Below are 25450 nucleotides of genomic sequence, written 5' to 3'. Positions count from 1 at the left end.
TCTCCTAATTTATTTGCCCAAATGTCGCACGGTCAAAATTTGCTCAGCACGCCCAAACACACCCTGCTCATCATGGAGCACACTGGTGGTCAGTCCCACGCCCTGCTCACCAATCTCCTGCACAGTATCTAGCCCAAGCCAACGCCCCACAGGCGTGCGGTGCAAATGGATTTGTAAGTCAATACTTGGGAAAATCCACATCCCATCTGTGGCTCTCATCGCCGTACCATTTGATGTGTCCACCATACCAATCAAATGCACAAAATCTGACGTATGCTCGCCTGCCACCATCTCGATATCTGTATTTAACCAAACAAAACTTTTGCCTGCTCGGTGGTGAGCAATCTTAGCAAACAGGCTTTTGATATAGCCACCTGACCACACTGCCATGCCGTCCCAATCAGGCAAATCCGCCACCGTCTTGTCAAATGGTGAGCATTCCAGCCCTGCGATGGCGTGAGTGTCGCTTTTAATCAGTCGCCACGCTCGCATGATGACGCTGATTTTTTCTGTGCCATGTCTATCAAAGGTGGATAAAGTACTTTCTATCAGCTCAATCGTCCGTCCTGTACGAATAAAACGTGTTCGCACCAGCGTTTCGCCCAAATAAATCACCCCCAAAATATCCATGCTGAGCCGTGCTATCATCAAATCATCTCTGGGGAAAAACCGCTCCAATTCGTGTGCCATCAGCCCTGTGGCGACTGCCATGTGTTGCTCAAAGTCATTCCAGACCCCTTGGGCGTGGTTGGTGGGCTGATAACGAGCGGTGGTGGTGTCATCTGTGGTGTGGCGGCTGATGGGAATGTAATAAGCACTCATACAAACTCCTTTTGAGCATCTAAAATCATCAAAGGTTTAAAATTTAAAGTAATTTTACCAAAAAGTCAATAAAACAAAAAACGCCACCATTGGGCGTTTTATGGTGTTGAAGATGTCTTAATCATCAGCCTTGGTGGCGTTGCGTACTTCGGTGATGCTGCGACCGCCCAGCCCATAATTATCCATATCAATCTCATCAATCACCACCACTGTTGTGGCAGGATTTTTGTTTAAAACACGCCCCAGCAGTTCGGTAACACCAGCAATCAGCTCTTTTTTTTGCTCGGTGGTGGGAGCTTCTGTACCACCAGTAACTTTGATATTGACATAAGGCATGATATGCTCCTATTGTTGGTTAAAATGACGGACTAAGATATGATTACGCTTTTTGATAAGCAATGATTGCCCCCATCAATAAAGCAAATGTGGCAATGCCAAGAGCAGGGATAAAACTTTGACTTAGCTGATACAGCCCACCTGCGATGAGCGGGGCAATGATTTGTCCTATGCTGTATGCCAGCGTTGCCAAAGCAATTAGGTTTTTGCCATGATTGACGCCAGATTTGATGGCTTGGGCAACAGGCATCACAATGGTAACCGTCCCCATAAAAGCACCGCCAACCAATAACGCACTCATCAAGTACCCCACCATATTTGGCATGATGATGGATAACATCACGCCGACAACCTGAGTCAATAGGTTGGCAGTCAATGCCCAGCGTGTGCCAAAACGAACGTGAATGTCATGCCAAACAAAGCAAGATGGCACTGCTGACAACCCAAACACCGCCCAAATATGCCCAACATTGACATCAGGCAATGCAAGATTTACTAATAATGGCAAATAAGTTGCGGTGATGATATAGCCAAATCCTGCCAAGCCATACAAAATAATGAGTGCATTGGCGGTTAATTTTGGTTTTATGGCAGGCGAGCTGACTGTTTGGGGTTTGTCATGATGATGCTCAAAAAACAGCCCACGCACCACCATCAGCGACAACACCAATGCCAATATCGCCAGCACGCCCCACAAAAAAGACGAACCAAAACCCGCTCCGACACCCCAAACCACCAACTCAGATGATAAGGCAATGCCAAACCCCACCCCTGCATACATGAGTGGTGTGGCTGTGGTGTGTTTTTGTTTGGCAAGCAGCCACATGGACGCAGAAACAATGCCAATGGCACTAAATGCCCCCGCCAAAAACCGCACCGCCATCAGCCAAAAAACACCCATTTCACCTGACAATACTGACATCAGTCCAAGACAGGCACACGTCCCTAGCAAGGCGACCACTGCAAATAGGGGTGATTTGTCCGCCTTGATGGATACTGCAAACAATGCGCCCACCAAATAGCCCAAATAATTTGCCGAAGCCACAATGCTACCTTGTGCCACCGTCAGCACGCCATCTGCCACCATATATGGATATAATGCCGTATAAGCAAACCGCCCAAATCCCATCACAAGTGCCAAAATAAGTGCAACTTGTAGCCCATGCCAGATAGCTTTGTGTTTGATGGCTGTGGCGTTTGTGATGGGTGATGTCATGTTTATAATAAATGGTGGTATCAATTTTTAAATATTCTATCACCCATTTATGGTAAAGTAAATCACAGACAAAAACTCTTAACAGGCAATATTTTTGAGTGATACAACAAAAAGCAAGTTTTCAAACTTGCTTTTTATCTTTTACAAATCATATTTTCATGCACACCAAGATAAATATGCTCAGCAATTCGCCCTTGTTGCTCAATATTATAATCCCAAAAACTTTTATGTTTATCAAAATGATAGTGATAAGGGTTGTATCTTTTAAAACTTAAATAATACAAACTTTGCAATATCGCCCCTTGCAACAGCACATTAATGCCTTGCTGATATTGCATGACGTGGGTCATCTCATGAACAAAAACTTGCTCATAAGATTTGCCGTATTTTGTATAATCATCTTTATAATGCTTATCGCTCACAAAAATAAAACCATTAGGGGCGATAAATACTTCATCTGACTGCCAAGGAACGTATGGATAATTTACAATGCGTACACACCCATAATCAATCAGCCCCCCAAACACCCTTTTGGCAAGGGCAATCTCATCAGCCGTCAAAGAACGAGCATGAACCTTGCCTTGCTTGCGTTTGGCGATGGCATAAGGGGTACGTAATTTTATCATTTCAAATCAACCCCACACCTGACAGCTCTCTTGCCAGTCGCCCTGCTGAGTTGTCGGTCAATCCTCCCACAAAATCCAACACTTTCATGTAGCCATCATAAAGCGTATCATCATCTGTGATTGGACTGTCTTTTAAAAGCTCTAAGGCTAAACGGTGTTTGGTTGTTAGGTTTTGCTGTGTCAATTTGGCATAGACCGCAGGCACGATTAAGTCTAATATTTGCCCCAAACAGCCAAAGCTGGCAATTTCAGTAATCAGTTTGCTATGGTGGTTAAATATTTGATATTTAGCAAGATTTTTGGCATTTTGCAAAGTTTCTTTGACCGAATTATCGCAAGAGTCCAACAAATCTTTGTAAATAAATGCTCCGTGCAACAGCCCATCATGATGCTCAAAAAACCGTTTTGCCACTTCATCAATCGCCCTACCAATGGCTCGCCCACGCATCGCCCCAATGCGTTGCTTTTTGTCGCTGATTTTTTGGTATTCATCAAAATCCGCTCCTAATAGCGGTTTGACCACTTTGGCAAAATCATCAAAACCAATCAAATCAAGCTCTACCGCATCTTCTAGGTCAAGCAAGGCATAACAAATATCATCCGCCGATTCCATCAAATATGACAAGGGATGTCTTGCCCATCTGTCCACGCCTAATTTGACAAGCCCAAGTCTGTCGGCTACTTTTTGTATGATGTCCATTTCACTTTGATAAATGTTAAATTTGGTCTGCCCCACACTCCCCCACGGATATTTCATCAGCACACCAAGACTGGCACAGGTCAGACGCATGCCGCCTGTGTGGGCGTACATCTCGGTGGTGGTAACGATACGCAAGCTGTGGGCATTGCCTTCATAAGTGGTGATGTCCGCTTGTTCTTTTTTGCTAAGCGTCTGTAAATAGTGGTGATTTTGGCAAAACCATTCACGCAACGCATCTTCGCCCGTATGTCCAAAAGGTGGATTGCCCAAATCATGAGCCAAACACGCCACCTGTACCAACGTACCAATATCGTACGAGCTGATATGTTTGGGTAATAAGCCTTTTTGTGCCAGCCCCTGCCCCACACTATTGCCAAGACTGCGTCCCACGCTTGCCACTTCTACGCTATGAGTTAGGCGGTTATGCGTGTGGTCGGATTTGGCAAAAGGATGAACTTGGGTTTTTCGCCCAAGTTTGCGAAAACTGGTAGAAAACACCACTCGGTCATAATCGGTATGAAAATCGCTACGCACCCCATCATTGGGCGCATGGCTTGATTTGGTGATGATTTTGCCATCTTTAATCATCAGACGGTCAGTAGATAGTAAGTCTTGCCAGTTCATGATGAATTTTGTATCAAAAACCATGAATGGTCACTGGCAAAAACATAGTGTATCTTTCCGGCACGCCATCAACATTATAAATCATATAATTTTTCCTCCTAATTTTTCGCAATAAACAGCTTTTTGCTGGCGAATTGTCCATATCCCTAAAGTGGTTAGCAATATCCCTGCCCTGTTCATTGACAGATATGATCAATATAAATGTACCTGCAATGGGGATATTGCTAGAACAACCACTATCCCCTATGGTATCTCTGATAAGGCGATGGTTTTTATCGGTAAGGTCATTGAATGTCACAAAACGAATGTGTATTTGTGTATTCTTACCCACATTCTTTAATGTCTCATCTGATTTGGTGTCAGACTGCGCTTTTATATGTTCTTTTGCGATTTGTATCGCTCTTTGATTGAGCACGTCTAAGGTGGGGTGTGGATTGAGTAATTTAACTTCTTGTAAATCCAAAAAAGAATGACTCAGCGTCCACACATAACCTTCTGTTGCTAAGTTGGTGGCTTCTGTCAATGTGATTAGCGATGGCTGTGATTGATGAGTGTCTTGATGCTTAGATGAGCCGGTTTGATTGGCGTTTACCGCAGCCGATTGACACCCCATCAATAAGACCATAAAAAATAAGGTTAAAAGTTTCATCTCACGTCCTTTGTCAATAAACAGGTACACCTATTCTTTTACCGCCAGCGTCACGGTATAGGTTTTGCCTTGTTTGATTTTATCGCTATTACCAAACACTTCGGTAAACGAGCGTTTCATAAAATCCCGAAGCCCATTGATGGTAACCACATAAAATCGCCCGCCCACCGTCATACGCTCATAGGCATCTAGCAGATACAAATAATGCTGCTCTTTACTGGCTTTGGCAGGCAGATTACTCATCACTAGGCTAAATTGTTGGGTTTTGTCCACCTGATTAAAGCCGTTGGATAGCTGAACATGGGTATTGGTCAATCCGTTTTTTTGGCAATTTAAACGAGCGTACTCCACCGCCACAAAATCCTTATCAATCAGCCAATGCTTGCCTTGTGGGCATTCACGAGCCGCTGTCATGCCAAGCACGCCATAGCCACAGCCCAAATCTATGCTGTCATCGTCTGCCCTAAAATCCACATAATCTAAGAGCATCAAACTGCCATCGTCCAATTTTTCAGGGCTAAAAATTCCCCAAGTGGTACAAAATTCAAAGGGTTTACCAAGCACATCTTGGGTAAATTTAATGTCATCTCGCCACAGTTTGGCACGAGATTGTAGTTCGGTTCGGGTGATTGGTGCGGTCATGATATTTCCTTTTAAAATCAGTTATTTATTCCAAATACGCTTATATTTTGCCATCAGTTTATCAAAACTTTCTGGATTGTCATCATCTTTGATAATACAGTCTATGGGGCATACTTTGTCACAGGTTGGCTCATCATAAAAGCCAATACATTCGGTGCATAAATCAGGGTTGATGACGTAGGTTTTTTGGTATTTGTTGTCATAGCTGATGGCTTCGTTGGGACATTCTGGCTCGCAGATGTCGCAGTTGATACAGTCGCTGGTGATTTTTAGTGCCATAACATCAAAATAAAAGTCGCTTTGGTGTATTTTACGTCATTTGTTGGTAGCTTGTAAAATTTGACAGTCTGACATGTCAAACCTCCAAACACACAATATGCATACAAACATTTGAGCATATACTTATGCCAAATCAACATTGAAGCTGCACTAAAATTTGGGTAAGATAACACAAAACCATCAGGACACATCCATGCAAACCATCACTTTATACAAACAAATCCATCCTTGCCAATGTCAAGCACTCTTTAACCTTGGCTTTAAAAGCCTTATCAACTTGCGTTTTGATAATGAAATAGACGGTCAGCCCAAAGCAGATGACATTTGCCAAAGTGCCACATTGGTTGGGTTAAGCTATCACCATTTGCCGATTGATAACGACTGTTTGCACCTTGATACTGTTCAAAAATTTGCCAATATCATCGCCAACGCCCCAAAGCCAGTCATGGTGTTTTGTGGTACAGGCAGTCGTGCCAAACGTTTGTATCAAAGTGCGGTGGTCAGTGAGCTGTTATGATTGGGGCAACTTAAAGCCATTTGCCAAGCTAATCGCTTTTTGTTCTTGGTTTGCCATCAACAGCCCCAAAGCGTCCATACCACAGTCCAACGCCCTATCTATGCTTGTGCGGTCATCTGCACTTGGCTTAGATAGCACCCAAGCACTCACTTGCGATGCCCGCCCAGGATGTCCAATACCAATACGCAAGCGATAAAATTCCGCTCCAATGTGTGGCACAATATCTCTTAATCCATTATGCCCACCGTGTCCACCCCCTTTTTTTAGGCGAATAGACCCCGCCTTGATATCTAGCTCATCATGAGCTATCAAAATCTCATCTGGCGTGATGTTATAAAACTTTGCCATTGGAGCAACTGCTTGACCTGAGCGGTTCATCAGCGTATCAGGCATCAACAAACGCACATCGCAGCCGCACACCATGCCACGCCCTACCATGCCATGAAATTTTTTGTCATGACTTAGGCTAATACCAAACTTATCTGCCAACTGCTCCACAAACCAAAACCCAGCATTGTGGCGAGTGTCTACATAAGATGCTCCCACATTACCCAAGCCAACAATCAATTTTATCATAGCACTCACTCATCATAAACATCTTTCAATCGCTAAAACCAAACAGCCCAAAACAAAAAAGCCAACAGGCAACCCATTGGCTTTTTGGTGAAGCTCATCAATTAAACACGCACAAAATCCACGTGTAATGGCACACCTTTTGAAGGGTGGCGTTGTAGTGCTTTGATGACAACAGTTTCGTTACCGCCTTCTAGGGCTAGGGTGATGTTGCTAGTAAAGAAAGTATCTTCTTCCAAGGCACGCACCAACTCGTTATTTTTAACAGCGATAGCCACAGGCTCACCCTTGCCATAAACAATGGCAGGAATAAGGTTTTCTTTACGCAGGCGGCGGCTCGCACCTTTGCCCTGCAAATCGGTAGAACGCACTACCGCATTAAGAGTAAAGCTCATAACATTTCCTTAAATTAAGGTCAATAAACCCAACTTGCGACCAGTTGGGGCTAAACTTGCTATTCTATTTTAAAAATATAAAAAAATCAAGATTGTTTTTGTTGGGCATTTCATGCTTTTTTACGTTTTTGTTGCAAGATAAAGTCTGACACGGCTATAATAACGCTTTTTTACACATCAAATCAAACAAGGAGACCGCATGGGACAGGTGGATTTTGGCGTATGGATATCACTGGCTTTATATTTTATGGGCATGATTGCCATTGGGGTATATGCCTATTTTAAACAAAAAAATGACGTAGAAGGCTATATGCTTGGTGGTCGCACCCTATCGCCTGCGGTGGCAGCCCTGTCAGCAGGGGCGTCTGATATGTCAGGGTGGTTACTGCTTGGTCTGCCCGGATATATGTACGCCTCTGGCATAGTCAGTTTTTGGATTGCTGGGGGTTTGACGGTTGGGGCGTTTATCAATTATCTTTTGGTTGCACCTCGCCTGCGTGTTTATACAGAACTTGCTGACAATGCTGTAACCTTGCCTGATTATTTTTCAAATCGCTTTAATGACACTTCACACCTGCTACGCATCATGTCGGCGGTGGTGATTATTGTGTTTTTTACGGTTTATACAGCAGCAAGTTTGGTTGGTGGTGGTAAGCTGTTTGAAAGCTCGCTGGGTTTGTCTTATGACATGGGACTTTGGGTAACCGCAGGTGTGGTTGTCGCCTATACGCTGTTTGGTGGATTTTTGGCAGTCAGCCTAACCGACTTTGTCCAAGGGGTCATCATGCTTGTTGCCATGATACTGGTGCCAATTGTGGCATTTGGTGATGTTGGCGGTCTGTCAGCAGGCATTGAGACGGCTCGCTCGGTCAATCCTGAACTGTTTAACATCATGAGTGGCGTGAGCATCATGGGAGCAATCTCACTGGCGGCATGGGGTCTTGGCTATTTTGGTCAGCCACACATCATTGTGCGTTTTATGGCACTGCGTTCACACAAAGATGTGCCTGTGGCGTGCGGTATTGGTATGAGCTGGATGATTTTAAGCTTGGTGGGTGCATTGATGGTTGGTTTGTCAGGCATTGCTTATATCCATAATCATAATATGGAATTATCTGACCCAGAAACGATTTTTTTGGTATTTTCACAGCTACTATTTCACCCACTCATTTCAGGGTTTTTGTTAGCGGCGATTTTAGCAGCCATCATGAGCACCATTTCAAGTCAGCTTTTGGTGGCATCTAGCTCTTTAACGCGTGATATTTATAAGCTGTTTTTGGACAAAGAAGCCAGCGAATCTCGTCAAGTGATGGTGGGACGTGTGTCGGTCATCGCTGTGGCATTGGTGGCGATTTTGTTTGCCAGCGATAAAAATAGTTCAGTGTTGGCATTGGTCTCACACGCTTGGGCGGGCTTTGGGGCAGCGTTTGGTCCTTTGGTGCTACTTAGCTTGATGTGGAAACGCATGAACCGAAATGGGGCATTGGCTGGCATGATTGTTGGTGCATTGACGGTGATTGTGTGGGTATATGGCGGCTTTGAGATTGGTGGCAAGCCTGCTAATGATGCCATTTATTCTATCATGCCCGGCTTTTTGGCAAGTGCCATCACCACTGTGGTTGTTAGCTTGATGACCACTTCGCCTAGCCAAGCGATTTGTGATAAGTTTGAACAAATGAGCCAAAAAGTTCGTTAATTCAAACCATGGTAAATATTACATTTACACACAATTTGGCAATAAAACTTTAATAATCACGCCCTACAATGGTAGTATAGTCAAAGGAGTGTTTTTATGAAATACCTACTTTTTATCTGTGCCATCACACTGACCGTATCAGCTTATGGTGAAACTCAAAGCAAACCCACCATAGAGCAAGCCTTTAAAGAGTGTCAAGCAGTGGTTGATGAAAAAAAAGACCGTGTTGCCTTTGATGCGTGCATGAAAGCCAAAGGTTTTGAACGCCCCAAGGATAAGCCAAAATCCTAATCTGCAAAAGCCACAAGATAAACAAAAAGGGCATGATGATTGCCCTTTTTTATTTAAAGTCTAAATTTACCAAGAAACACTATCTTTTTATCAGTGCTTTGGCAACCACTTCACCGCCTTTGAGCATTTCAAGCGACATCTCGCCATCATCATCTTTTATCACACGCCATTCACCCACGCCCACAGGGCTACCGTTGGCGGTAACGTTGATACATTTATTTTTTAGGCGAATCATGGGGGGTTTGTGCGTATATACTCCATCAAGCCCCAGTATCTGATGAGCGATGGCGGTCGCTTGTGGGCGGTGCGGTGCGACATAACGACATGGCATACCATCAATACTAATACAATCCCCCAAAGCATGAATGTCAGGCACATTGGTTTGTAATGTTTTTTCATCAACCACAATGCCTGTGTTTTTGTGAAACACCAATCCTGCCTGTGTGAGCAGTTGCTCATCCACACTAAGTCCTGTGGCAACAACAATCTCATCAACATCATGTGTTGTCATGGTGTTTTTTTGGTCAAGTACAGTCATCTGATAGCCAATATCCGTCTTGGATACGCTCTTGACAATACAATGCCCAAGCCAGTTTACACCCTTATCTTTGATGGCAGATAAAATCCGCTCGCCTGCCACCAATGGCAATAACGCTGACAAAGGATAAGGGTTCATATCAATCAAACTTACCGTATGCCCTGCATTTATCAAATCTTCGGCAAGCTCCACACCCACCATGCCCGCTCCAACAATAGCAACGTGTTTGGGTGTCGCCAAACGGTGTTGTAAATCGCCAAACTTGTCCAAATGATTGACGTGCCATGCCATCTCTTTGGGGATACTTGGTGGATAAATGGGGTTTGCTCCAATCGCCAGCACCAATTTATCATAACTCAGCTGACCGCAGGTGGTTAAAAGCACTTTGGCATTTGGGTCAATACTCCTAACATGGGTATGAGCCAATAGCGTGATGGCATTGTCGCTGGCAGATTGCTCGCCTGTTGCACGCACAAGGTCTTTGCGTGTTTTGTTTTGAGACATGGCAACTGACAACATGGGTTTGTGATAACGGTCGCCAGTATCGGCGGTGATGAGCGTGATGGGGATTTGTTTATCCAAGGCACGCAAGGCATCTACCACCGCCCAGCCAGCCAGCCCCGCCCCAATAATGACCACACCATGCTCACGCTCAGACACCGCAGTAGGGGCAGCTTGGGCATCATCATACGGCTCAAAATCGCTCTTTTTTACGCCACATAAGGGGCATTGCCAATCTGGTGAAATGTGCTCAAAACGTGTGCCAGCAGGCAAATTACCATCAGGGTCGCCAAGCGTTTCATCATAGACATGACCGCAGGCACGGCAGATAAATTTTTGAAAGGGCGTAAGTGTGTTTGTCATGATATTCTCATTGGTGTTTGATGGATTTATCATCTGTTTTTAAAACTGACCGCTCTATTGTAAAGTTTGGGTGTACGCTTGTCAATTTAAGAGCAGATTTTGGCACACGATTAAACCTAAAAAGGCTTAACCACCACCAATATCACCACCGCTATCAAAATCAACACAGGAATTTCATTAAACCATCGCCAATAAACATGTGTTTTCAGTTTGGGATTATCCACAAGACGCACACGAAACCGCCCACACATCATATGATAAAGCGTCAGCAAAACCACTAAGGTGATTTTGGCGTGTAGCCAGCCTTGGGTTTTATAAACTTCCCAGTTGATGACCACCATAGACAGCCCAAGCAGCCATGTTGCTATCATAGAGGGATTCATAATGCCACGATACAGCTTGCGCTCCATGATGGCAAAGCGGTCTTGACTGGTCTTGTCATCACTCATGGCATGATAAACAAAAAGACGAGGCAAATAAAAAATCCCTGCAAACCAACACACCATCGCCATGATATGAAAGGCTTTGAGATATAAAAACATCATCATCTCCACAATAAAGATGGCATATTATACCATCTTTGTTTTTTGTGGGCGTATTCGGTCGGGCTTGTTTGGGTTAAAAACTTGTTTGCATTCCCACAAAACCACCCACATCATGCGTGCTGTTATGATGAGTGGCATTAAGACCTGCACTGACACTGGCACGACCAAAATTAAATTTCGTACCGACATAAGCATGGGTGCTGTGTCGCTTGATAGATGCAACAGGCGTGCTAAATCCTTGACGATACTCTAACATTGATGGCAAAGACGTACTGATGGGGTCAGTCTTATCCTTAAATTCGTAGCGATGTCCAACATCAGCGATGAGCTGTATGGTAGGATTGATGTCGTATTGCCAATTTATCCCAATCTCGCCTTGTACTGATTTTTGTGCTTGTTGGTGAAAATGCAAAGCAGTGGATAACTGGGGCTGATTTTCTATCAGTTCAGCCACCTTGACACTTTGTATGCCAACACCCAAATAAGGGCGATAGGTGGCTTTGCCTGTATTTATGCTGTGGCTGCCTTGTAAATTGGCGTGCAGTCGTCTGCCTGAGCCTTTGGCTTGGTGTACTCTGGCAGGACCGTCCCAGTCAAGCTGTCGTTTGGTATCAATATGCAGGCGGTCTATGCCAGCACTGACTTTTAAGCGAAATTGATTTTTGTCATAATGACGATATAAACCCAAACCAACTTGGCTGATGTCAGCATGGATATTTTTGCCAAGTTGGTGTTCTTGGTTGCGATATTTCAGATAAGCCCCAACATGACCATGCGTCTGTGGTATATCAAAGCCCAGCATAAAACTTGGTTTGTTATCTGCATTGGTGATAAATTTATCACCACCAACATCAGCATCAAACCAAACAGAATGTTGGTGTCTGTCCAAATTTTCTAAACGGCGGTGCAACTGTTTGGCGGTGGCTGTGCCATCATAGATTAAACGTTGGGGAATTTGACCGATATAAGCAGGCGTTTCTATGATGGAGCGATAATACTGCGCCAAAATGCGATGAGTGCGACCTGACGGATGAATGCCATCAGCAAAGGCGTAGGTTTCATTAGCATTGGCGGACGTGGCTTGCCAGTCGCTTTGTTTACACGCCAAAGATGTCAGGTCGGTATCTAAATTTTGGCAAGCAGGCTCGTTCACATTGGTAAAACCAAAACCTGCTTTATTACCAACGGCTTCTTGCAATAACGCAAAAGTGTTGGCAGGAATGACATTAACCCCTTGATTGCCAAGTGATTTGTACAAGGTTTGGTTATATAGCTTGGCGGCAGTGGTGGCAGTGGCGGATTTGGCAGGGTCATTGACATAGCTTGGTGTTACCCCAACATCAGGAATGTTTGGCACCAAGATGTAGTTTGCCCCTGCTTGACCAAGCTGTTTGACCAAAGTGGCTTGATGGCTGGCAGCAGTTGTGATGATGCCAAGTGCTTGCTCTGGACTTTTTGCGTTGGCGGCTTCAAACAAATCATTTGCCCCTGTCCAAACTGTATAAAGTGCCTTGGGGTCAGCTTGATTGTTGGTGAGTTTTAGGTAGCTGTCCACCTGTGTTTGGGTGGATGGTATGGTAAATAAGGTAAACCCCAATATAGGAGCAACCCTTGCCACATCTTCTTTGGTTCTGGCACCACCAACAGCGTAGTTTGTGCCTGTCAGCGTTTTGCCATCATTAGCTGTGGCTGTATGCCCATAAGCATTTGCCAGCACACCTGCCCAAGTGGTGTCAGGATTGGTGGTAAAAGACTGCTGAGCATTGGAAAAAATCGGTGCTGCCAAACTATTTTTGCCAATCTGTGCCAAACGTCCTGTGTCGGTCAAACTGTCACCAAAAAATATGGTTTGGCTAAATTCTTGTGCAGTAGCGACACTACTCATGCTAAGCAAAGCAACCGCCAGCGATAAAGGGCGATATTTGGCAATCACATTTTTGGCAGTAAAAGGCTTGGTAACAACAGAACGTTTTGTCATCATAACTTCCTTATTGAGATTGGGTAAGCTGGATAAGAGACTAAAAAAGTGAGCTGATTGTAACAATTTATTACATGAAATACAAGCTCACTTCACTACCAACGCCCCATTTATGTGGCATCAATGGCACAATGCCATGCCAGCTTTATACAAAATACAAAGTTTTGCAAATTAAGCAGAAAGCGGACAGCCCTCTGGCAATTCGTGGGGCAGCTCATCAAACTCAGCTTTGCCTGTCATGGCGTTGATGATTTTGGGTTTGGGGGCGGCTTTTTCGGCGGTTAATCCCAGTTCTGCCATCAGGCGGTCATCGTTGGCTTGGGATTGGTTGCCTGTGGTGAGTAGCTTGTCGCCATAAAAAAACGAATTTGCTCCCGCCATAAATGCCAATGCCTGCTCGCCATCGGTCAGACTCTCACGACCTGCCGACAGTCGCACATAACTGGTCGGACAACAAATGCGTGTAACAGCGATGGTGCGAATCCATTCAATCACCGACAGTCTGCCTTCGGCAAGCACTTTATCGCCTAGGGGCGTGCCTTTGATGGGAACTAATAAATTGACAGGAATGGACTGGGGTGGCACAGGCATTTGGGTCAGCTCATAAATCCAGTCAATGCGGTCGTCTCTGCTTTCGCCCATACCCACAATAGAGCCTGAACAGACATTGATGCCAGCATTACGCACATGTGCCAAAGTCTCCAAACGGTCATCATAAGAGCGAGTACTGGTAACTTGGCTATAATAGTTGCGTGATGTGTCAAGATTGTGATTATAATAATCCAGTCCAGCGTCTGCCAGCGTTTGGGCTTGCTCAGGTTTTAGCATGCCAAGTGTCATACAGGTTTCAAGCCCCAAGGCTTTGACCTCGCCAATCAGCTCCACCAAATAGGGCATGTCCTTGGCAGATGGGTGTTTCCACGCTGCTCCCATACAAAACCGTGATGAGCCTGACGCTTTGGCACGGCGTGCGGCGGTGAGTACTTTTTGGATTTCTAGGCGTTTTTCGGCTTCTAGACCTGTTTTATCACGATGATGACCTGACTGTGAGCAGTAGCCACAATCTTCGGGGCAGTTGCCGGTTTTGATGGATAATAGCGTGCTGATTTGCACTTCGTTAGCATTAAAATGCTGGCGGTGAACGCTTTGGGCTTGCATGAGCAAATCCATCAAGGGTAGCTCAAACAGTTTGGTGATGTATTCCTTGGTGTGGGTGTTGCCGTTTGGCATGAAATCACGCATTATTATGTCCTTAAATTTTACTTAAATATCAATCATCATGCCAAGCCGATGAAAGTATGCCCACTCCACGCTCAAAACCTAATAAGCCACGAAAAAATTGGGCAAAACAGATGTTCTATTTTACCCAAATCATCCACAAATAGCAAACTTGCTTATTTGACCACTTTATCTTTGTTTAGCTTGCTTTTGATGAGATTAACAGCTTGCTCGGCATAAGGTTTGGCTTTATTGATATAAGGCTTGGCTTGCTCCACATAGCCTTTATAAGCATCAGGTACCGTGGTGGCTTGTTTTACCACACCAGCAAACCACAAGACCAATTTATAATCGCCTGTGATTTTGACATCGCCATCTTGAATGGCGGTCATGAGTGCTGAAATGTCGCCTTTGCTAAGTAGTTTAACACCAGTTAATGAATCACAAAACTCAATGGTCAAATCGCTGTGTTTGGCAATACCGCCAGCTTGCCCAAAATGACCATCAACAAAACGATAATAGCGAGCGACATCACCTGACACAAACTGAATGGCTATCTGCTTATCTGCCAACAGTTTATTAAACTCGGCATTATCGCCCCCTGCCAATGACGACAGACGCAGACCCAAACCATATAACACCGCATCAAGCGGGTCAGTTTTTACATTTAAAACAGGAACGGTAAACATCATCTAAACCCTTTTTAAGGTAAATTTACTTTTAACTTAAACTTCAAACAAATCAAAGTTTAAACCTTATCAAACCTTTGACCAAGTGCAAACAACACACCTTCAAGTCCCGTAACATTTAAAGCAACATCAGCACGAGCCTGTACAATCGGTTTGGCTTTGTAGGCAATGCCCATGCCACTGATTTCCATCATTGGTAAATCATTTGCCCCATCACCCACGCACACCACTTCTGCCATGTTTAGCCCTAAACGCTCTGCACTGCGAGCAACGATTTGGGCTTTTCTTTTGCCATCAATGACAACAGGGTCAATATAGCCAGTGATTTTGCCTTCGGCGGTCAATAACGGATTGGCGTAATATTCATCCATACCCAATGTTTGAGCGACATATTTGGCAAATGGCTCAAATCCCCCTGACACCAAAATCGTCCAACAGCCTTCTGCTTTTAAGGCTCGCATGAGTGCATGAGCCCCTGATGAAAAACTGATGTGATGCTTGATGATGTCATCTACCACCGTTTCTGGCGTGTCTTCTAATAATGCCACTCTTTCGGCAAAACTGGTGGCAAAATCAATCTCACCACGCATGGCACGCTCGGTAATTTCGCCAACTTTATCAGAAATGCCACACATACGAGCCAGCTCCACGATGACTTCTTGCTCAATGAGCGTAGAATCCATGTCAAAGCAAACAAGTTTGGGTTTGGTTAAAATTTGTGCAACATTCAAAATATGCACGTCCACACGGTCAAAACCATCAGCGGACAGCTCTTGCCTTAGATAAGCAGTAAGCTGGTCATCCATCATGCGTCTTGCCACATCTGGTTTGATGTGCGTGTCATTTAATTGAGCAGGCATGACCAAATAGCGAGACATCACCACATCGGCCAACTGTTTGCCTGCCACGATTTTATGAGCGTGTGTCTTGGCGGTCTCATCATCATACACCATCTGCATACGCCACTTTGGCAGTGTCTGCATGAAAGACACCATCAGCTCATCTAAGCGAGCAATAGACGGCACAACCGCCCTATCTACCACCATCACCACCGCAAAAACAGGCAGATTTGACAAACCGCTCACATCAAGTAGCGACACAGGCAGTAAATGTGCTACTTTATCTAGGGCGTTATGCCATGCTTGACTGTCTTTGGGGAGTGCGTATGTTAAGGTTTGCATGATTATCCTGAAAAATACCTATCATCAGTCATATAATACCACAACTTCACGCCATTGCCTATTTTTGACAGCAACAAACAAAGCATCATTTTCACCCCAAAAATCATGCTTGATGGTTGAAACGCCAAGCATGAGCAAGGTATAATAAAATGTTAAACAACTTTTACCCAATCAATGTCGCCCAATGGGCGTGCGTTACAAAACCCAATAAAGACGATTATGACTTATTTTGCACCACGCCAAGGGCTATTTGCTGTCATCATTTTGGTCAGCATGAGTTTGCATTTGCTATTTTTTGTGGTCAGCCAAGACTACACACAAAGCAAACAACAACAAGCCATCGCCCAACATAAAGCCACGCTCATCGCCGAAGAGATTGCCACACCCCTAAATGCCCAAGACCGTGTGAGTGTGAGCGTCATCGCCAACCGCCACATCAAGGACAATCAAGTGGATTTTGTTGGTGTGTATGACAGCAAAGATAACTTGATTGTACCTGTGGGCAAAGAATCGCCACAAAGCTTTGTTGCCACAGAAACCATCACCCTACACAATCAAGTCTTAGGCTCAGTAGCAGTACACACTCACGCCATCAACCGAGCAGAGATTATCTCACAAAATTGGGCGTTTTTATTGGCGATGTTTGTTTTGCACATCATCATTGTGCTTATTTATGGTTATATCGCTCGCCCCAGCAAAAATATGCTTAAAAAGATAGCTGACGATGTGCGTTTACGTCTATTAAGCCCTGACATTTACCCCACCATCTCATCCACATTGACCCCGCAAACTGATGATGTCATCACACCAATCTCATCAACACAACAAACAAACAATACCCGTCAGCCAGCAAAAACCACGTTTGACATCTCATCTTTGGAACAAGATAAAACCCACGATGACCAAACCAGCCCAAGCGACCAACAACGCAACAAACACAACAAAGATAACTACATGGTGGTGCAAATCTCTTTTGATGATGTCAATAACCTAATGGCAACCGTCAGCCATCACACCAAAGTCGCCTATTTTTCTTTATGCACTCAGCTACTGACCAAAGCTGTACATGAGTTATTAAAACTGCCTGTTGTCTCTGGGGTCAGTCTTTTTGGCATAGATGATTATAGCGAACAAGGGGCAACCGTTACCCTAAAAGCAGAAAACCGCCACGCCAAAGTCGCTGTTGCTGCCATGATGCTTGCCAAACTGATGACCATGCTCAACCAAATCGTCTATGACAAACACCGAGAGCTTAAACGCTTTGGATTGCCTGTGCGAGCCACCGTCAGCAGCATCAAACACAAAGACAATGTCATGCAAGTTGCCCAAAAATACAAAGAACGGGTACTGATTTTGGTAGAAGATTCGGATTTGCGTGAGCTTAGCACATACAGCGAGCTTGACAAACTTATCAACCCCCATACCGTCAGCGAACGCCAAAGTCGCTGGTTAAAAGCCGTCAGCGAATCCACCGCCAATCGCATAGCAACAGTTAGGGACATTGTTTTATTGTCCGATTAAAAAAGTACTTGACAAAACACAAAAAGCATTCTATAAGGGTTAAAATTTTCACCATTTGATGATTCAGGAGTGGTCATGAGTAGCCTTGATGATGATTTTGATGACGACAACTTTGATGAAGATGCTGATGCACAGCTTGCCGAAGACACCAAAACAAAACCCTTAGAAAAGCGACTTAAAATAGACGCTCTTTTAGAAGAACAGCGTCTTAATAAACTAAAACTTGCCTTAGAATCTGATGATGATTTTGCTGAATTTGATGATGACTTTGATGATTTTGATGACGAGTATCCTGACGACTAACCCAGAGAACCAACCAGCATGACTGACACCCTATCCAAAGACGAGTTATTTGACTATCTAGATTCACCCGCCAATCAAACAGGGCTTGACCCCATCGCCGCTCATGGGTTTTTGACCGCCACTGTGGTTGGCAAACCATCACCCAATTGGCTGTCAGCTTTTTTTGAAGGTCAAGATGCAACTGTCCCTAGCAACGTCAAAGCCGCCCTAAAAGCATGGCAACAAGAGCTGACCGACACCCTAAAAAACGAAGAGCCGATAGAGTTGCCTTTTGATGATGGTGAGCTTGATTTTAGTGATGATGGCGACCTTGTGGCATGGGCGATTGGTTTTGTGGATGCCATGTATGCTGATGAAACGGCAGATTGGTTTGATGACCCTGATACCGAAGAAGACGTTGCCATGCTCACCTTGCCCATGATAGTACTGTCAGGTATTGATGAAGACATGGACGAAATGAGAAATGATGACACCATGGTACAGATGGCAAATGCCCTAGAAGACAACATCACTGAACTGTTTTTGTTGTTCCATACAGATGAGTGATGGCGGTTTTTTGGTCATTTTATCTGCCATTTGATACCATCTCGCCCAAAATGGTTGAACGCCACTACCAAGCTGTGTATAATAAAGTCATGAAAGTTCACTTTCATCACCCATTGGGTGCAACATAACTAAACAAGGTGATACCATGTTAAAACAACTCGTCCTAGCGACCAGCCTTATTGCCATCGCTGGCGTTGCATCAGCAAACCTTACCTTTAAAGCAGGTTTGGGCTATCTTGACCCAACTGCCGACAAAAACATCAATTCGGACCTTTTAAAAGCAGAAGTGAGTGGGGAAGCTGCTTTGTTACCTTCTTTTGATTATCGTTTTGGTAACACGCCTTTTTCCGCAGAATTGCTTTTGGCCACGCCATTTGAACACACAGTTTCTGCAACCACTGATGGAGCCAAAAAAAACATCGCTCGCTTTAAGCATTTGCCACCAACTTTGACCTTTAAATACAACACACCAACTTATCATGGCTTTGGGGCAAATGTTGGTATTGGTGCAACTGTGCTTGTTCCTTATGAAGAAAAACTACTAGTTGAAAAAATTAATGGCACATCTATTAAGGGCAAAAAACTAGAAGCAGATACCGTGGTTGCTCCTGCCGCTCAAATCGGCGTTACTTACTCACCCACCAACTCTCCTTGGGGCGTGTTTGCTGATGTGCGTTATGCCGACCTAAAAACCGACCTTGAACTAGATGGCAGAAAAATCGGCGAACTAGAAGTAAACCCTGTGGTTTATAGCGTTGGTGTTAGCCATAAGTTCTAAACAAACAAGGCGACCTTCAAAAATCCCTGATAAAATCAGGGGTTTTTTATTGAAAAAAAACATACAATTTTTTATCACAACAAGCATTGTTTATGCTGGTTGTCATCATTTTGTATCCATTTAGTATATTTGCATTCCACATAAAGCAAAGTTTGTGTAATAATAGCGGATAATACGCCCTTTTTTACTGAGAACAAGGTGATTTTATGAAATTAAAGACACTTGCAGTTGCTTGTCTTGTTTTGGTTACAGGATTGTCTGCCCACGCTAACACTCGCAATGTGGGTAATGTCATGTGGCATAAATCCACCACAGGCACCATAGATGAATTTCGTAGCTTAACATACAGCGACCGAGCAGGGGGCATGGTCTTTATCCGTCCTGCAAGCAACAATCAAAAAGCCAAAGAATCTAGCACCAATATTGGTATAGATGGTCGTTTTTTAGTCAGTGTTCAAGATGGGCATTATACGTCCAGTGCTGTCTGTGCAGGCACAGTTCAACTTAGCTCTGTTCCCACAGGTGTACACATCAACGACCTTGCAGCAAACCCACTATTAGTCAGCGTTCGCCCCCGTGAAGTGCAGTATTTTGTTGTTCATATCGGCGACAACTTTCAACCGCATTTAGAACAAGTAAACTCCACTACCGCAGGTGAGTTATTACAAAACACTTATCGTCAAGGACACCAAATCAGCCGTGTTGATGTCAATAACTGTCCTGAACCCATCTCTTTACAGCCCACCATCCCACAGCCACCTGTTTTTACTCCCCCACCCCCACCTGTGGCACAAGTGCCTACTTTACGTCTTAACATTCAGTTTGACCATGATAAGAGCAACATCAAACCTGAGTTTAAAGGTGAAGTGGATAAAGCTGCTGAGTTTCTCGCTCAATACTCTGGCATGGATGCCATCATTGAAGGTCATACTGACTCCAATGGCACTGATGCGTACAATGTTGGGCTATCACAACGCCGTGCCAATACCGTTCGTCAGGCACTTATCTCTCAATATGGCATCAACCCAAGTCGCCTAACAGCAATCGGCTATGGTGAATCTCGTCCCATCGCCACCAATGCCACCGAAGAAGGTCGCTACACCAACCGCCGTGTGATGGTGGTCATTCCCCAAGCCAATCGTTAATTAAAAATGGCTTTTTAAAAAGCCATTTATCAAACCAATAAAAAGGGCGTATTTTTACGCCCAATTTTGATGTTATTTATTTTCTTCTTTGACTTTTTTTACCAAAAAATCAACCACTTGGGTAACTTTGGCACCATCGCCTGACACCACATATTTGCCATGCACCACCACCGCAGGCACGCCTGACAAACCATAACGCATCGCACCTGCTTTGGCACGCTCAATCTTGGTAGTTACTGCAAAGGAGTTGTACAAACTGTTAAACTTTCCTTTGTCCAAGCCTTGTGTGGCATACCAATCCGCTAAGGTTTGCTGATTTTTATCCACTCGTTTTTTGTCTTTATGAATGGCGTCAAATAACGCCTGATGCGTTTTTTCTTCATAGCCCATCAGCTGAGCTGCATAAAAGCCACGGGCAGGCACTTCCCATACCGCATTCATCACCGCAGGTGTGCGAAAAAAGGCCACATCTTTGCCACGAGTTTTTGCCCATTTTTGCATGTGTGGCTCTAAGGTGTAACAATGCGGACAGCCATACCAGAAAAACTCACGCACAACAACCACATCACCTGCGATTTTTTCAGGGTTCGGCACAACTTTATAATCCACCCCTTCCACAAAGTCATTTGCATAACTGACACCTGCCAAACCGACAGTAACCGCCATGGTGGCTAATTTTAGAGCATATTTCATGATAAAATCCTAGTTAAATTTATGGTGATAAATGCACCCATGAAAAAATGACGAACCCCAATGGTCATCATCGTATGATTTTTATGATTAAAAAACATACCATTATAATAAAAGTATGCATTTTTTAAGCCAATATTTGAGTATTGTATAGTTTACCGTATTTTTTATGTTTTATGGTAATAGAATTCTTAATAAAGCGTTGTATTATGTAAATTTTTTAAAAACAAAAATCGGATACCATTTTAACCAGATTGTCAAACTTTGCTGATTTAAAGTAGTCAAAGACAAGCGAACATGATAAGATAGCCACCAAATCACATTTTTGGACAAAAGATGACAATTTCAACCAAAGCCAATGCCGATTTTGACGAAATTGGTAAATTCACTCGCCTTGCTGATGAATGGTGGAACAAAAATGGGGCATTTAAATCCCTACACGACATCAATCCTTTACGCTTAAACTGGATTGATGATACGCTCAAATCTCATTTTGGCTCATCATTAGCCCACAAAAAAGTCGCTGATATTGGTTGTGGCGGTGGCATACTCTCTTGTGCGATGGCGGTGCGTGGGGCTGACGTGTTAGGAGTTGATTTGGGCGAAGAAAATCTAAAAGCAGGGGAGATTCATGCCCAAAGAGTAGGTATTGATAATGTCTCATTTGCTTGTGTGGCGGTAGAAGAGCTTGCCAAAGAACAAGCAGGCAGTTTTGATGTGGTTACTTGCATGGAAATGTTAGAACACGTCCCAGACCCACAAGCCATCGTACGAGCATGTTTTGAACTATTAAAACCAAATGGCATCTGTGTGCTGTCCACCATTAACCGCAACCCAAAATCGTATTTATTTGCCATTGTTGGGGCAGAGTATGTACTTGGTCTTGTGGATAAAGGCACACATGATTTTCATAAATTTATCACCCCTGCCGAGCTTGACCGCATGGCGATAGAATCAGGATTTGAGCGTTTTGACATGACAGGCTTGCACTACAACCCCATCACAAAGCACTATTGGTTATCTAATGCCAATGTAGATGTCAATTATATGATGGCTTTTAAAAAGGCAGATAACACATGAATACTCGCAACACAGTTTTATTTGACTTAGATGGCACCTTAATAGATACTGCTCCTGATTTTATTCGCATCATCAAACAAATGTGTGCCAAATACAATCACCCTGCCCCAACAGATACCGCCATTCGTGAACAAGTATCCGCAGGAGCAAGGGCAATGGTCAAACTGATGTTTGGCGATGAACTTGGCGATGTGGCAGACAGCAACCCCAAACTGCTGGCTTATAGACAAGAATTTTTGGATTTATATGAACAAGACATTTGCATAGACAGCAAACTGTTTGATGGACTTGATGACTTTTTAAAGACTTTGGAAAAACGGGGAGTGCATTGGGGCATTGTTACCAACAAACCCCGCTATTTAGCAGAACAATTACTTGCCAAACTACACCTAGACACACGTTGCTCGGTATTGGTTTGCCCTGATGATGTGGCAAATACCAAACCTGACCCTGAACCCATGTTGTTGGCTTGTCAAAAACTTAACATTGACCCTACCCAAGCCATCTATATTGGCGACCACATCAGAGACATTCAAGCAGGCAAAACAGCAGGCATGATGACGATGGTCGCCAAATTCGGCTACATCACCCCAAACGAAAACCCCAACGATTGGGGGGCAGATGTCATCGCAGACAGCGTATCAGAGCTTATTTTTCACACCCTAAATTGGCTAGATGACCCCAAACCCAAAGACCGCCACAAAGACATTTTGACATTTATCCCACAAAAGGACAGTCTGACTGATAAAATCATCCTAGTTACAGGAGCAGGCGACGGCATTGGCAAAGAGCTTGCTTTAACTTATGCCAGATGTGGGGCGACCGTGCTACTGCTTGGCAAAACCCCAAGCAAACTAGAAGCGGTCTATGACCAAATAGAAAATGAACACCTTCCCACACCTGCCATTTTACCGATGGATTTGGGTCAGGCAACGTTTGCTCAAATGAATGAACTGGCTCACCTTATCCAAAAAGAATTTGGCAGATTGGATGGTTTGGTGCATAATGCCGCCATTTTAGGTGCTTTAACCCCACTTGAAATGTACGACCCCATCACCTTTGAAAAAGTTCTAAAAATCAATCTGACCGCTCCTTTTATGCTAACCCAAGCTTTATTTGAACTATTAAGAGCGTCGGTAGCAGGCTCAGTCATCTTTACCAGCAGTGGCGTTGGTGCAAGGCCAAGGGCATTTTGGGGGGCGTATGCCTTATCCAAGCAATCCCTAGAAAGTGTTAGCGACTTGTTTACCCAAGAAACAAATCGCCATACCACTTTACGTTTTAATGTCATCAATCCCGGAGCGACACGCACCAACATGAGAGCCCACGCTTTTCCCGGCGAAAATCCCTTGACCTTAAAAACCCCTGCTGACATCATGCCTGCTTATGTCTATCTCATGACAGACCATGCCATTGGCATCAAAGGACAAGTCATCAATTGTCAACCCAAATAAACGCACTAACTATTATAGACCAATTGGTATCAAACTTGCTATAAAGACGGAAAGCCACCTTCCGTCTTTTGTTTTTACTGGCTCATCAAGATGTCTTGAAATTTTAGGATAACTTGGTAAACTTATCATTATTACCATCATTGGGAAACCACATGGACTTACTACAAAATCTATTTTTAATTTTAATTTTAATTTTAATTTCTAGCTTTTTTTCTATTTCAGAGATTGCATTGGCAGGGGCTAGGAAAATCAAGCTACAATTACTCTCCGAAGCAGGTGATGAACGTGCTGATAAAATCCTACACTTGCAAAATCACTCTGCTGATTTCTTTGCCACATCACAAATTGGTTTAAACGCTGTGGCAATTTTGGGTGGTTCGGTCGGTGAAGGGGCATTACGTCCTTATTTTGCGACATTTATTGGACAGTTTTATCAAGGTCAATGGATAGACAACATTGCATTTTTTGCCAGTTTTGTGGTAGTAACACTTTTGTTTATTTTGTACGCTGACCTAATTCCCAAGCGTATTGCCATGATAAATCCGGAAAGAGCCGCCTTATTTGTCATCAACCCCATATTGGTAATCATCAAGGCGGTCAAGCCATTGGCATGGGCGATTAATGCCATTGCTAATTTAACTTTCCGTATTTTTAAAATCAATACCGTTCGTGAAGATAATATCACTTTTGATGACATTTCCGCCATCATGGATGCAGGAGCAGAAGCGGGTGTATTACAGCAACAAGAACATCATTTTATTGAAAATGTTTTTGAATTAGAAGAACGTACTGTGCCATCATCAATGACCGCCCGTGATGATGTGGTATTTTTTACACTTGATGAATCCGAAGAGTCTATTCGCCAAAAAATTGCTGACTATCCTTATTCTAAATTTTTGGTGTGTAATGAGCATATTGACCAAGTCATTGGTTATGTGGACACAAAAGACATTTTGGTGAGACTGCTCAATAACCAATCACTTGTACAGCTCAATGAAAGTGTCATTCGTAACCTACTCATCATTCCTGACACACTCACCTTATCAGAACTTTTGGATAAATTTCGTGCCAGTAACGACAAAATCGCCGTGGTGATCAATGAATATGCTCTGGTCGTGGGTCTTATCACACTGTCTGACATCATGACTACCGTGATGGGGGATTGGGTTGTTCCAGAAGCTGAGGACCAGCAAATCATCAAACGAGATGAAAATTCGTGGTTTATTGACGGTCTAACACCGATTGATGATGTCAAACACGCCTTAGAAATCAATGAATTTTCTGACTGGGAACATTATGAGACATTAGCAGGGTTTATCATGTACCGCCTACGCAAAATCCCCAGATTGGCAGATTTTGTAGAGCATGAAGGCTATAAATTTGAAGTGGTGGATATTGATAATTATAAGATTGACCAAGTGCTAGTTACAAAGCTAAATAATGATTTGACAGATAGGGAATGGATATAACCCCAACCAAAACCCCCACCAATCTCTTGGCGGGGGTAAATAAGGATGCTGACGATGACCTACTCTCACATGGGCAAACCACACT

The 25450-nt window shown here is 43.8% G+C and carries 28 protein-coding genes; 11 read left to right on the top strand and 17 right to left on the bottom strand.

What is annotated here, in order from left to right:
• Positions 1-9 precede the first annotated feature (9 nt).
• The 8 genes from CEW93_RS04335 to CEW93_RS04300 all read right to left on the bottom strand — a co-directional run bounded on the left by CEW93_RS04335 (position 10) and on the right by CEW93_RS04300 (position 5894).
• On the bottom strand, positions 10-822 hold the full coding sequence (locus CEW93_RS04335) for a thioesterase family protein (RefSeq protein ID WP_089539300.1): 813 nt from the start codon (positions 820-822) through the stop codon (positions 10-12).
• A gap of 117 nt (positions 823-939) precedes the next feature.
• Positions 940-1158 carry a 4-oxalocrotonate tautomerase family protein gene (locus CEW93_RS04330; RefSeq protein ID WP_089539301.1) on the bottom strand — a complete coding sequence of 73 codons (219 nt, stop codon included), beginning with the start codon at positions 1156-1158 and terminating at the stop codon, positions 940-942.
• A 43-nt stretch (positions 1159-1201) separates the two neighbouring features.
• On the bottom strand, positions 1202-2374 hold the full coding sequence (locus tag CEW93_RS04325; RefSeq protein WP_089539302.1) for a YbfB/YjiJ family MFS transporter: 1173 nt from the start codon (positions 2372-2374) through the stop codon (positions 1202-1204).
• A gap of 134 nt (positions 2375-2508) precedes the next feature.
• The gene (locus tag CEW93_RS04320) at positions 2509-3000 is read right to left on the bottom strand and encodes a hypothetical protein (RefSeq protein ID WP_089539303.1); all 492 of its coding nucleotides are present in this window, start codon (positions 2998-3000) and stop codon (positions 2509-2511) included.
• A 1-nt stretch (position 3001) separates the two neighbouring features.
• On the bottom strand, positions 3002-4348 hold the full coding sequence (locus tag CEW93_RS04315) for a deoxyguanosinetriphosphate triphosphohydrolase (protein WP_222432719.1): 1347 nt from the start codon (positions 4346-4348) through the stop codon (positions 3002-3004).
• Complete coding sequence (locus CEW93_RS04310; protein ID WP_089539304.1) at positions 4338-4973, bottom strand: hypothetical protein; 636 nt, start codon at positions 4971-4973, stop codon at positions 4338-4340. The genes CEW93_RS04315 and CEW93_RS04310 overlap by 11 nt, the downstream gene beginning before the upstream one ends.
• A 30-nt stretch (positions 4974-5003) precedes the next feature.
• Positions 5004-5615, bottom strand: coding sequence for a class I SAM-dependent methyltransferase (locus CEW93_RS04305; protein WP_089539305.1), 612 nt, complete (start codon positions 5613-5615; stop codon positions 5004-5006).
• A gap of 21 nt (positions 5616-5636) precedes the next feature.
• Positions 5637-5894 (bottom strand): YfhL family 4Fe-4S dicluster ferredoxin, encoded by a 258-nt coding sequence (locus tag CEW93_RS04300; protein ID WP_089539306.1) that lies wholly within the window; start codon positions 5892-5894, stop codon positions 5637-5639.
• Between the two features lie 193 nt (positions 5895-6087).
• On the opposite strand from CEW93_RS04300, the gene CEW93_RS04295 reads away from it, so the two are divergent.
• Positions 6088-6411 (top strand): beta-lactamase hydrolase domain-containing protein, encoded by a 324-nt coding sequence (locus CEW93_RS04295; protein WP_089539308.1) that lies wholly within the window; start codon positions 6088-6090, stop codon positions 6409-6411.
• Here CEW93_RS04295 and pth read toward each other — a convergent pair.
• Positions 6406-6987, bottom strand: coding sequence for an aminoacyl-tRNA hydrolase (pth, locus tag CEW93_RS04290; protein ID WP_089539309.1), 582 nt, complete (start codon positions 6985-6987; stop codon positions 6406-6408). The two genes, CEW93_RS04295 and pth, sit on opposite strands and share 6 nt — an antisense overlap.
• A 101-nt stretch (positions 6988-7088) precedes the next feature.
• The gene (rplY, locus tag CEW93_RS04285; RefSeq protein WP_089539310.1) at positions 7089-7379 is read right to left on the bottom strand and encodes a 50S ribosomal protein L25; all 291 of its coding nucleotides are present in this window, start codon (positions 7377-7379) and stop codon (positions 7089-7091) included.
• A gap of 199 nt (positions 7380-7578) precedes the next feature.
• Here rplY and putP point away from each other — a divergent pair, with 199 nt between their 5' ends.
• Together putP and CEW93_RS04275 are read left to right on the top strand one after the other, a co-directional pair.
• On the top strand, positions 7579-9075 hold the full coding sequence (gene putP, locus CEW93_RS04280; protein ID WP_089539311.1) for a sodium/proline symporter PutP: 1497 nt from the start codon (positions 7579-7581) through the stop codon (positions 9073-9075).
• A gap of 96 nt (positions 9076-9171) precedes the next feature.
• A complete protein-coding gene (locus CEW93_RS04275; protein WP_089539312.1) occupies positions 9172-9366 on the top strand; it encodes a hypothetical protein in 195 nt (64 codons plus the stop codon).
• A gap of 79 nt (positions 9367-9445) precedes the next feature.
• Here the strand turns inward: CEW93_RS04275 and CEW93_RS04270 are convergent, their stop codons facing one another.
• From CEW93_RS04270 to serB, 6 genes are all read right to left on the bottom strand, one after another.
• Positions 9446-10768, bottom strand: a complete 1323-nt coding sequence (locus CEW93_RS04270; protein WP_186727894.1) for an FAD-dependent oxidoreductase — start codon at positions 10766-10768, stop codon at positions 9446-9448.
• 116 nt (positions 10769-10884) lie between these two features.
• Positions 10885-11313, bottom strand: coding sequence for a protoporphyrinogen oxidase HemJ (gene hemJ, locus CEW93_RS04265; RefSeq protein ID WP_222432718.1), 429 nt, complete (start codon positions 11311-11313; stop codon positions 10885-10887).
• Positions 11314-11386: 73 nt separating this feature from the next.
• On the bottom strand, positions 11387-13291 hold the full coding sequence (locus tag CEW93_RS04260) for an autotransporter domain-containing protein (protein WP_186727893.1): 1905 nt from the start codon (positions 13289-13291) through the stop codon (positions 11387-11389).
• 171 nt (positions 13292-13462) lie between these two features.
• Positions 13463-14533, bottom strand: a complete 1071-nt coding sequence (bioB, locus tag CEW93_RS04255) for a biotin synthase BioB (RefSeq protein WP_186727892.1) — start codon at positions 14531-14533, stop codon at positions 13463-13465.
• A gap of 152 nt (positions 14534-14685) precedes the next feature.
• A complete protein-coding gene (locus CEW93_RS04250; RefSeq protein ID WP_255503941.1) occupies positions 14686-15201 on the bottom strand; it encodes a hypothetical protein in 516 nt (171 codons plus the stop codon).
• A 56-nt stretch (positions 15202-15257) separates the two neighbouring features.
• Positions 15258-16379, bottom strand: coding sequence for a phosphoserine phosphatase SerB (serB, locus tag CEW93_RS04245; protein WP_089539316.1), 1122 nt, complete (start codon positions 16377-16379; stop codon positions 15258-15260).
• Between the two features lie 219 nt (positions 16380-16598).
• On the opposite strand from serB, the gene CEW93_RS04240 reads away from it, so the two are divergent.
• The 5 genes from CEW93_RS04240 to CEW93_RS04220 all read left to right on the top strand — a co-directional run bounded on the left by CEW93_RS04240 (position 16599) and on the right by CEW93_RS04220 (position 20672).
• Positions 16599-17900, top strand: coding sequence for a hypothetical protein (locus tag CEW93_RS04240; RefSeq protein WP_143822756.1), 1302 nt, complete (start codon positions 16599-16601; stop codon positions 17898-17900).
• A gap of 75 nt (positions 17901-17975) precedes the next feature.
• Entirely contained in the window at positions 17976-18203 is a 228-nt protein-coding gene (locus CEW93_RS04235; RefSeq protein WP_089539318.1) for a PA3496 family putative envelope integrity protein, read from the top strand.
• An 18-nt stretch (positions 18204-18221) separates the two neighbouring features.
• A complete protein-coding gene (locus CEW93_RS04230) occupies positions 18222-18749 on the top strand; it encodes a YecA family protein (RefSeq protein WP_089539319.1) in 528 nt (175 codons plus the stop codon).
• 145 nt (positions 18750-18894) lie between these two features.
• Entirely contained in the window at positions 18895-19527 is a 633-nt protein-coding gene (locus CEW93_RS04225; RefSeq protein WP_146416641.1) for an OmpW family protein, read from the top strand.
• Between the two features lie 206 nt (positions 19528-19733).
• On the top strand, positions 19734-20672 hold the full coding sequence (locus tag CEW93_RS04220; RefSeq protein ID WP_089540924.1) for an OmpA family protein: 939 nt from the start codon (positions 19734-19736) through the stop codon (positions 20670-20672).
• Between the two features lie 72 nt (positions 20673-20744).
• Here CEW93_RS04220 and CEW93_RS04215 read toward each other — a convergent pair whose 3' ends face one another.
• Positions 20745-21365, bottom strand: coding sequence for a thiol:disulfide interchange protein DsbA/DsbL (locus CEW93_RS04215; protein ID WP_089540922.1), 621 nt, complete (start codon positions 21363-21365; stop codon positions 20745-20747).
• A gap of 333 nt (positions 21366-21698) precedes the next feature.
• Here CEW93_RS04215 and ubiG point away from each other — a divergent pair, with 333 nt between their 5' ends.
• From ubiG to CEW93_RS04200, 3 genes are all read left to right on the top strand, one after another.
• Positions 21699-22442, top strand: a complete 744-nt coding sequence (gene ubiG, locus CEW93_RS04210; protein WP_089540920.1) for a bifunctional 2-polyprenyl-6-hydroxyphenol methylase/3-demethylubiquinol 3-O-methyltransferase UbiG — start codon at positions 21699-21701, stop codon at positions 22440-22442.
• Positions 22439-23896, top strand: a complete 1458-nt coding sequence (locus CEW93_RS11070; RefSeq protein ID WP_370511934.1) for a YciK family oxidoreductase — start codon at positions 22439-22441, stop codon at positions 23894-23896. The genes ubiG and CEW93_RS11070 overlap by 4 nt, the downstream gene beginning before the upstream one ends.
• A 152-nt stretch (positions 23897-24048) precedes the next feature.
• Positions 24049-25365 (top strand): hemolysin family protein, encoded by a 1317-nt coding sequence (locus tag CEW93_RS04200; protein WP_089540918.1) that lies wholly within the window; start codon positions 24049-24051, stop codon positions 25363-25365.
• Positions 25366-25450 lie beyond the last annotated feature (85 nt).

Source organism: Moraxella sp. VT-16-12 (assembly GCF_002224245.2).
Taxonomy (GTDB): Bacteria; Pseudomonadota; Gammaproteobacteria; order Pseudomonadales; family Moraxellaceae; genus Moraxella.
This window is presented reverse-complemented; position numbering and strand designations above follow the sequence as displayed.

Coding starts and splice junctions, on each gene's coding strand:
- CEW93_RS04335 (WP_089539300.1), bottom strand. CDS start 822: ATGAGTGCTTATTACATTCCCATCAGCCGCCACACCACAGATGACACC.
- CEW93_RS04330 (WP_089539301.1), bottom strand. CDS start 1,158: ATGCCTTATGTCAATATCAAAGTTACTGGTGGTACAGAAGCTCCCACC.
- CEW93_RS04325 (WP_089539302.1), bottom strand. CDS start 2,374: ATGACATCACCCATCACAAACGCCACAGCCATCAAACACAAAGCTATC.
- CEW93_RS04320 (WP_089539303.1), bottom strand. CDS start 3,000: ATGATAAAATTACGTACCCCTTATGCCATCGCCAAACGCAAGCAAGGC.
- CEW93_RS04315 (WP_222432719.1), bottom strand. CDS start 4,348: ATGGTTTTTGATACAAAATTCATCATGAACTGGCAAGACTTACTATCT.
- CEW93_RS04310 (WP_089539304.1), bottom strand. CDS start 4,973: ATGAAACTTTTAACCTTATTTTTTATGGTCTTATTGATGGGGTGTCAA.
- CEW93_RS04305 (WP_089539305.1), bottom strand. CDS start 5,615: ATGACCGCACCAATCACCCGAACCGAACTACAATCTCGTGCCAAACTG.
- CEW93_RS04300 (WP_089539306.1), bottom strand. CDS start 5,894: ATGGCACTAAAAATCACCAGCGACTGTATCAACTGCGACATCTGCGAG.
- CEW93_RS04295 (WP_089539308.1), top strand. CDS start 6,088: ATGCAAACCATCACTTTATACAAACAAATCCATCCTTGCCAATGTCAA.
- pth (WP_089539309.1), bottom strand. CDS start 6,987: ATGATAAAATTGATTGTTGGCTTGGGTAATGTGGGAGCATCTTATGTA.
- rplY (WP_089539310.1), bottom strand. CDS start 7,379: ATGAGCTTTACTCTTAATGCGGTAGTGCGTTCTACCGATTTGCAGGGC.
- putP (WP_089539311.1), top strand. CDS start 7,579: ATGGGACAGGTGGATTTTGGCGTATGGATATCACTGGCTTTATATTTT.
- CEW93_RS04275 (WP_089539312.1), top strand. CDS start 9,172: ATGAAATACCTACTTTTTATCTGTGCCATCACACTGACCGTATCAGCT.
- CEW93_RS04270 (WP_186727894.1), bottom strand. CDS start 10,768: ATGACAAACACACTTACGCCCTTTCAAAAATTTATCTGCCGTGCCTGC.
- hemJ (WP_222432718.1), bottom strand. CDS start 11,313: ATGATGTTTTTATATCTCAAAGCCTTTCATATCATGGCGATGGTGTGT.
- CEW93_RS04260 (WP_186727893.1), bottom strand. CDS start 13,291: ATGACAAAACGTTCTGTTGTTACCAAGCCTTTTACTGCCAAAAATGTG.
- bioB (WP_186727892.1), bottom strand. CDS start 14,533: ATGCGTGATTTCATGCCAAACGGCAACACCCACACCAAGGAATACATC.
- CEW93_RS04250 (WP_255503941.1), bottom strand. CDS start 15,201: ATGATGTTTACCGTTCCTGTTTTAAATGTAAAAACTGACCCGCTTGAT.
- serB (WP_089539316.1), bottom strand. CDS start 16,379: ATGCAAACCTTAACATACGCACTCCCCAAAGACAGTCAAGCATGGCAT.
- CEW93_RS04240 (WP_143822756.1), top strand. CDS start 16,599: ATGACTTATTTTGCACCACGCCAAGGGCTATTTGCTGTCATCATTTTG.
- CEW93_RS04235 (WP_089539318.1), top strand. CDS start 17,976: ATGAGTAGCCTTGATGATGATTTTGATGACGACAACTTTGATGAAGAT.
- CEW93_RS04230 (WP_089539319.1), top strand. CDS start 18,222: ATGACTGACACCCTATCCAAAGACGAGTTATTTGACTATCTAGATTCA.
- CEW93_RS04225 (WP_146416641.1), top strand. CDS start 18,895: ATGTTAAAACAACTCGTCCTAGCGACCAGCCTTATTGCCATCGCTGGC.
- CEW93_RS04220 (WP_089540924.1), top strand. CDS start 19,734: ATGAAATTAAAGACACTTGCAGTTGCTTGTCTTGTTTTGGTTACAGGA.
- CEW93_RS04215 (WP_089540922.1), bottom strand. CDS start 21,365: ATGAAATATGCTCTAAAATTAGCCACCATGGCGGTTACTGTCGGTTTG.
- ubiG (WP_089540920.1), top strand. CDS start 21,699: ATGACAATTTCAACCAAAGCCAATGCCGATTTTGACGAAATTGGTAAA.
- CEW93_RS11070 (WP_370511934.1), top strand. CDS start 22,439: ATGAATACTCGCAACACAGTTTTATTTGACTTAGATGGCACCTTAATA.
- CEW93_RS04200 (WP_089540918.1), top strand. CDS start 24,049: ATGGACTTACTACAAAATCTATTTTTAATTTTAATTTTAATTTTAATT.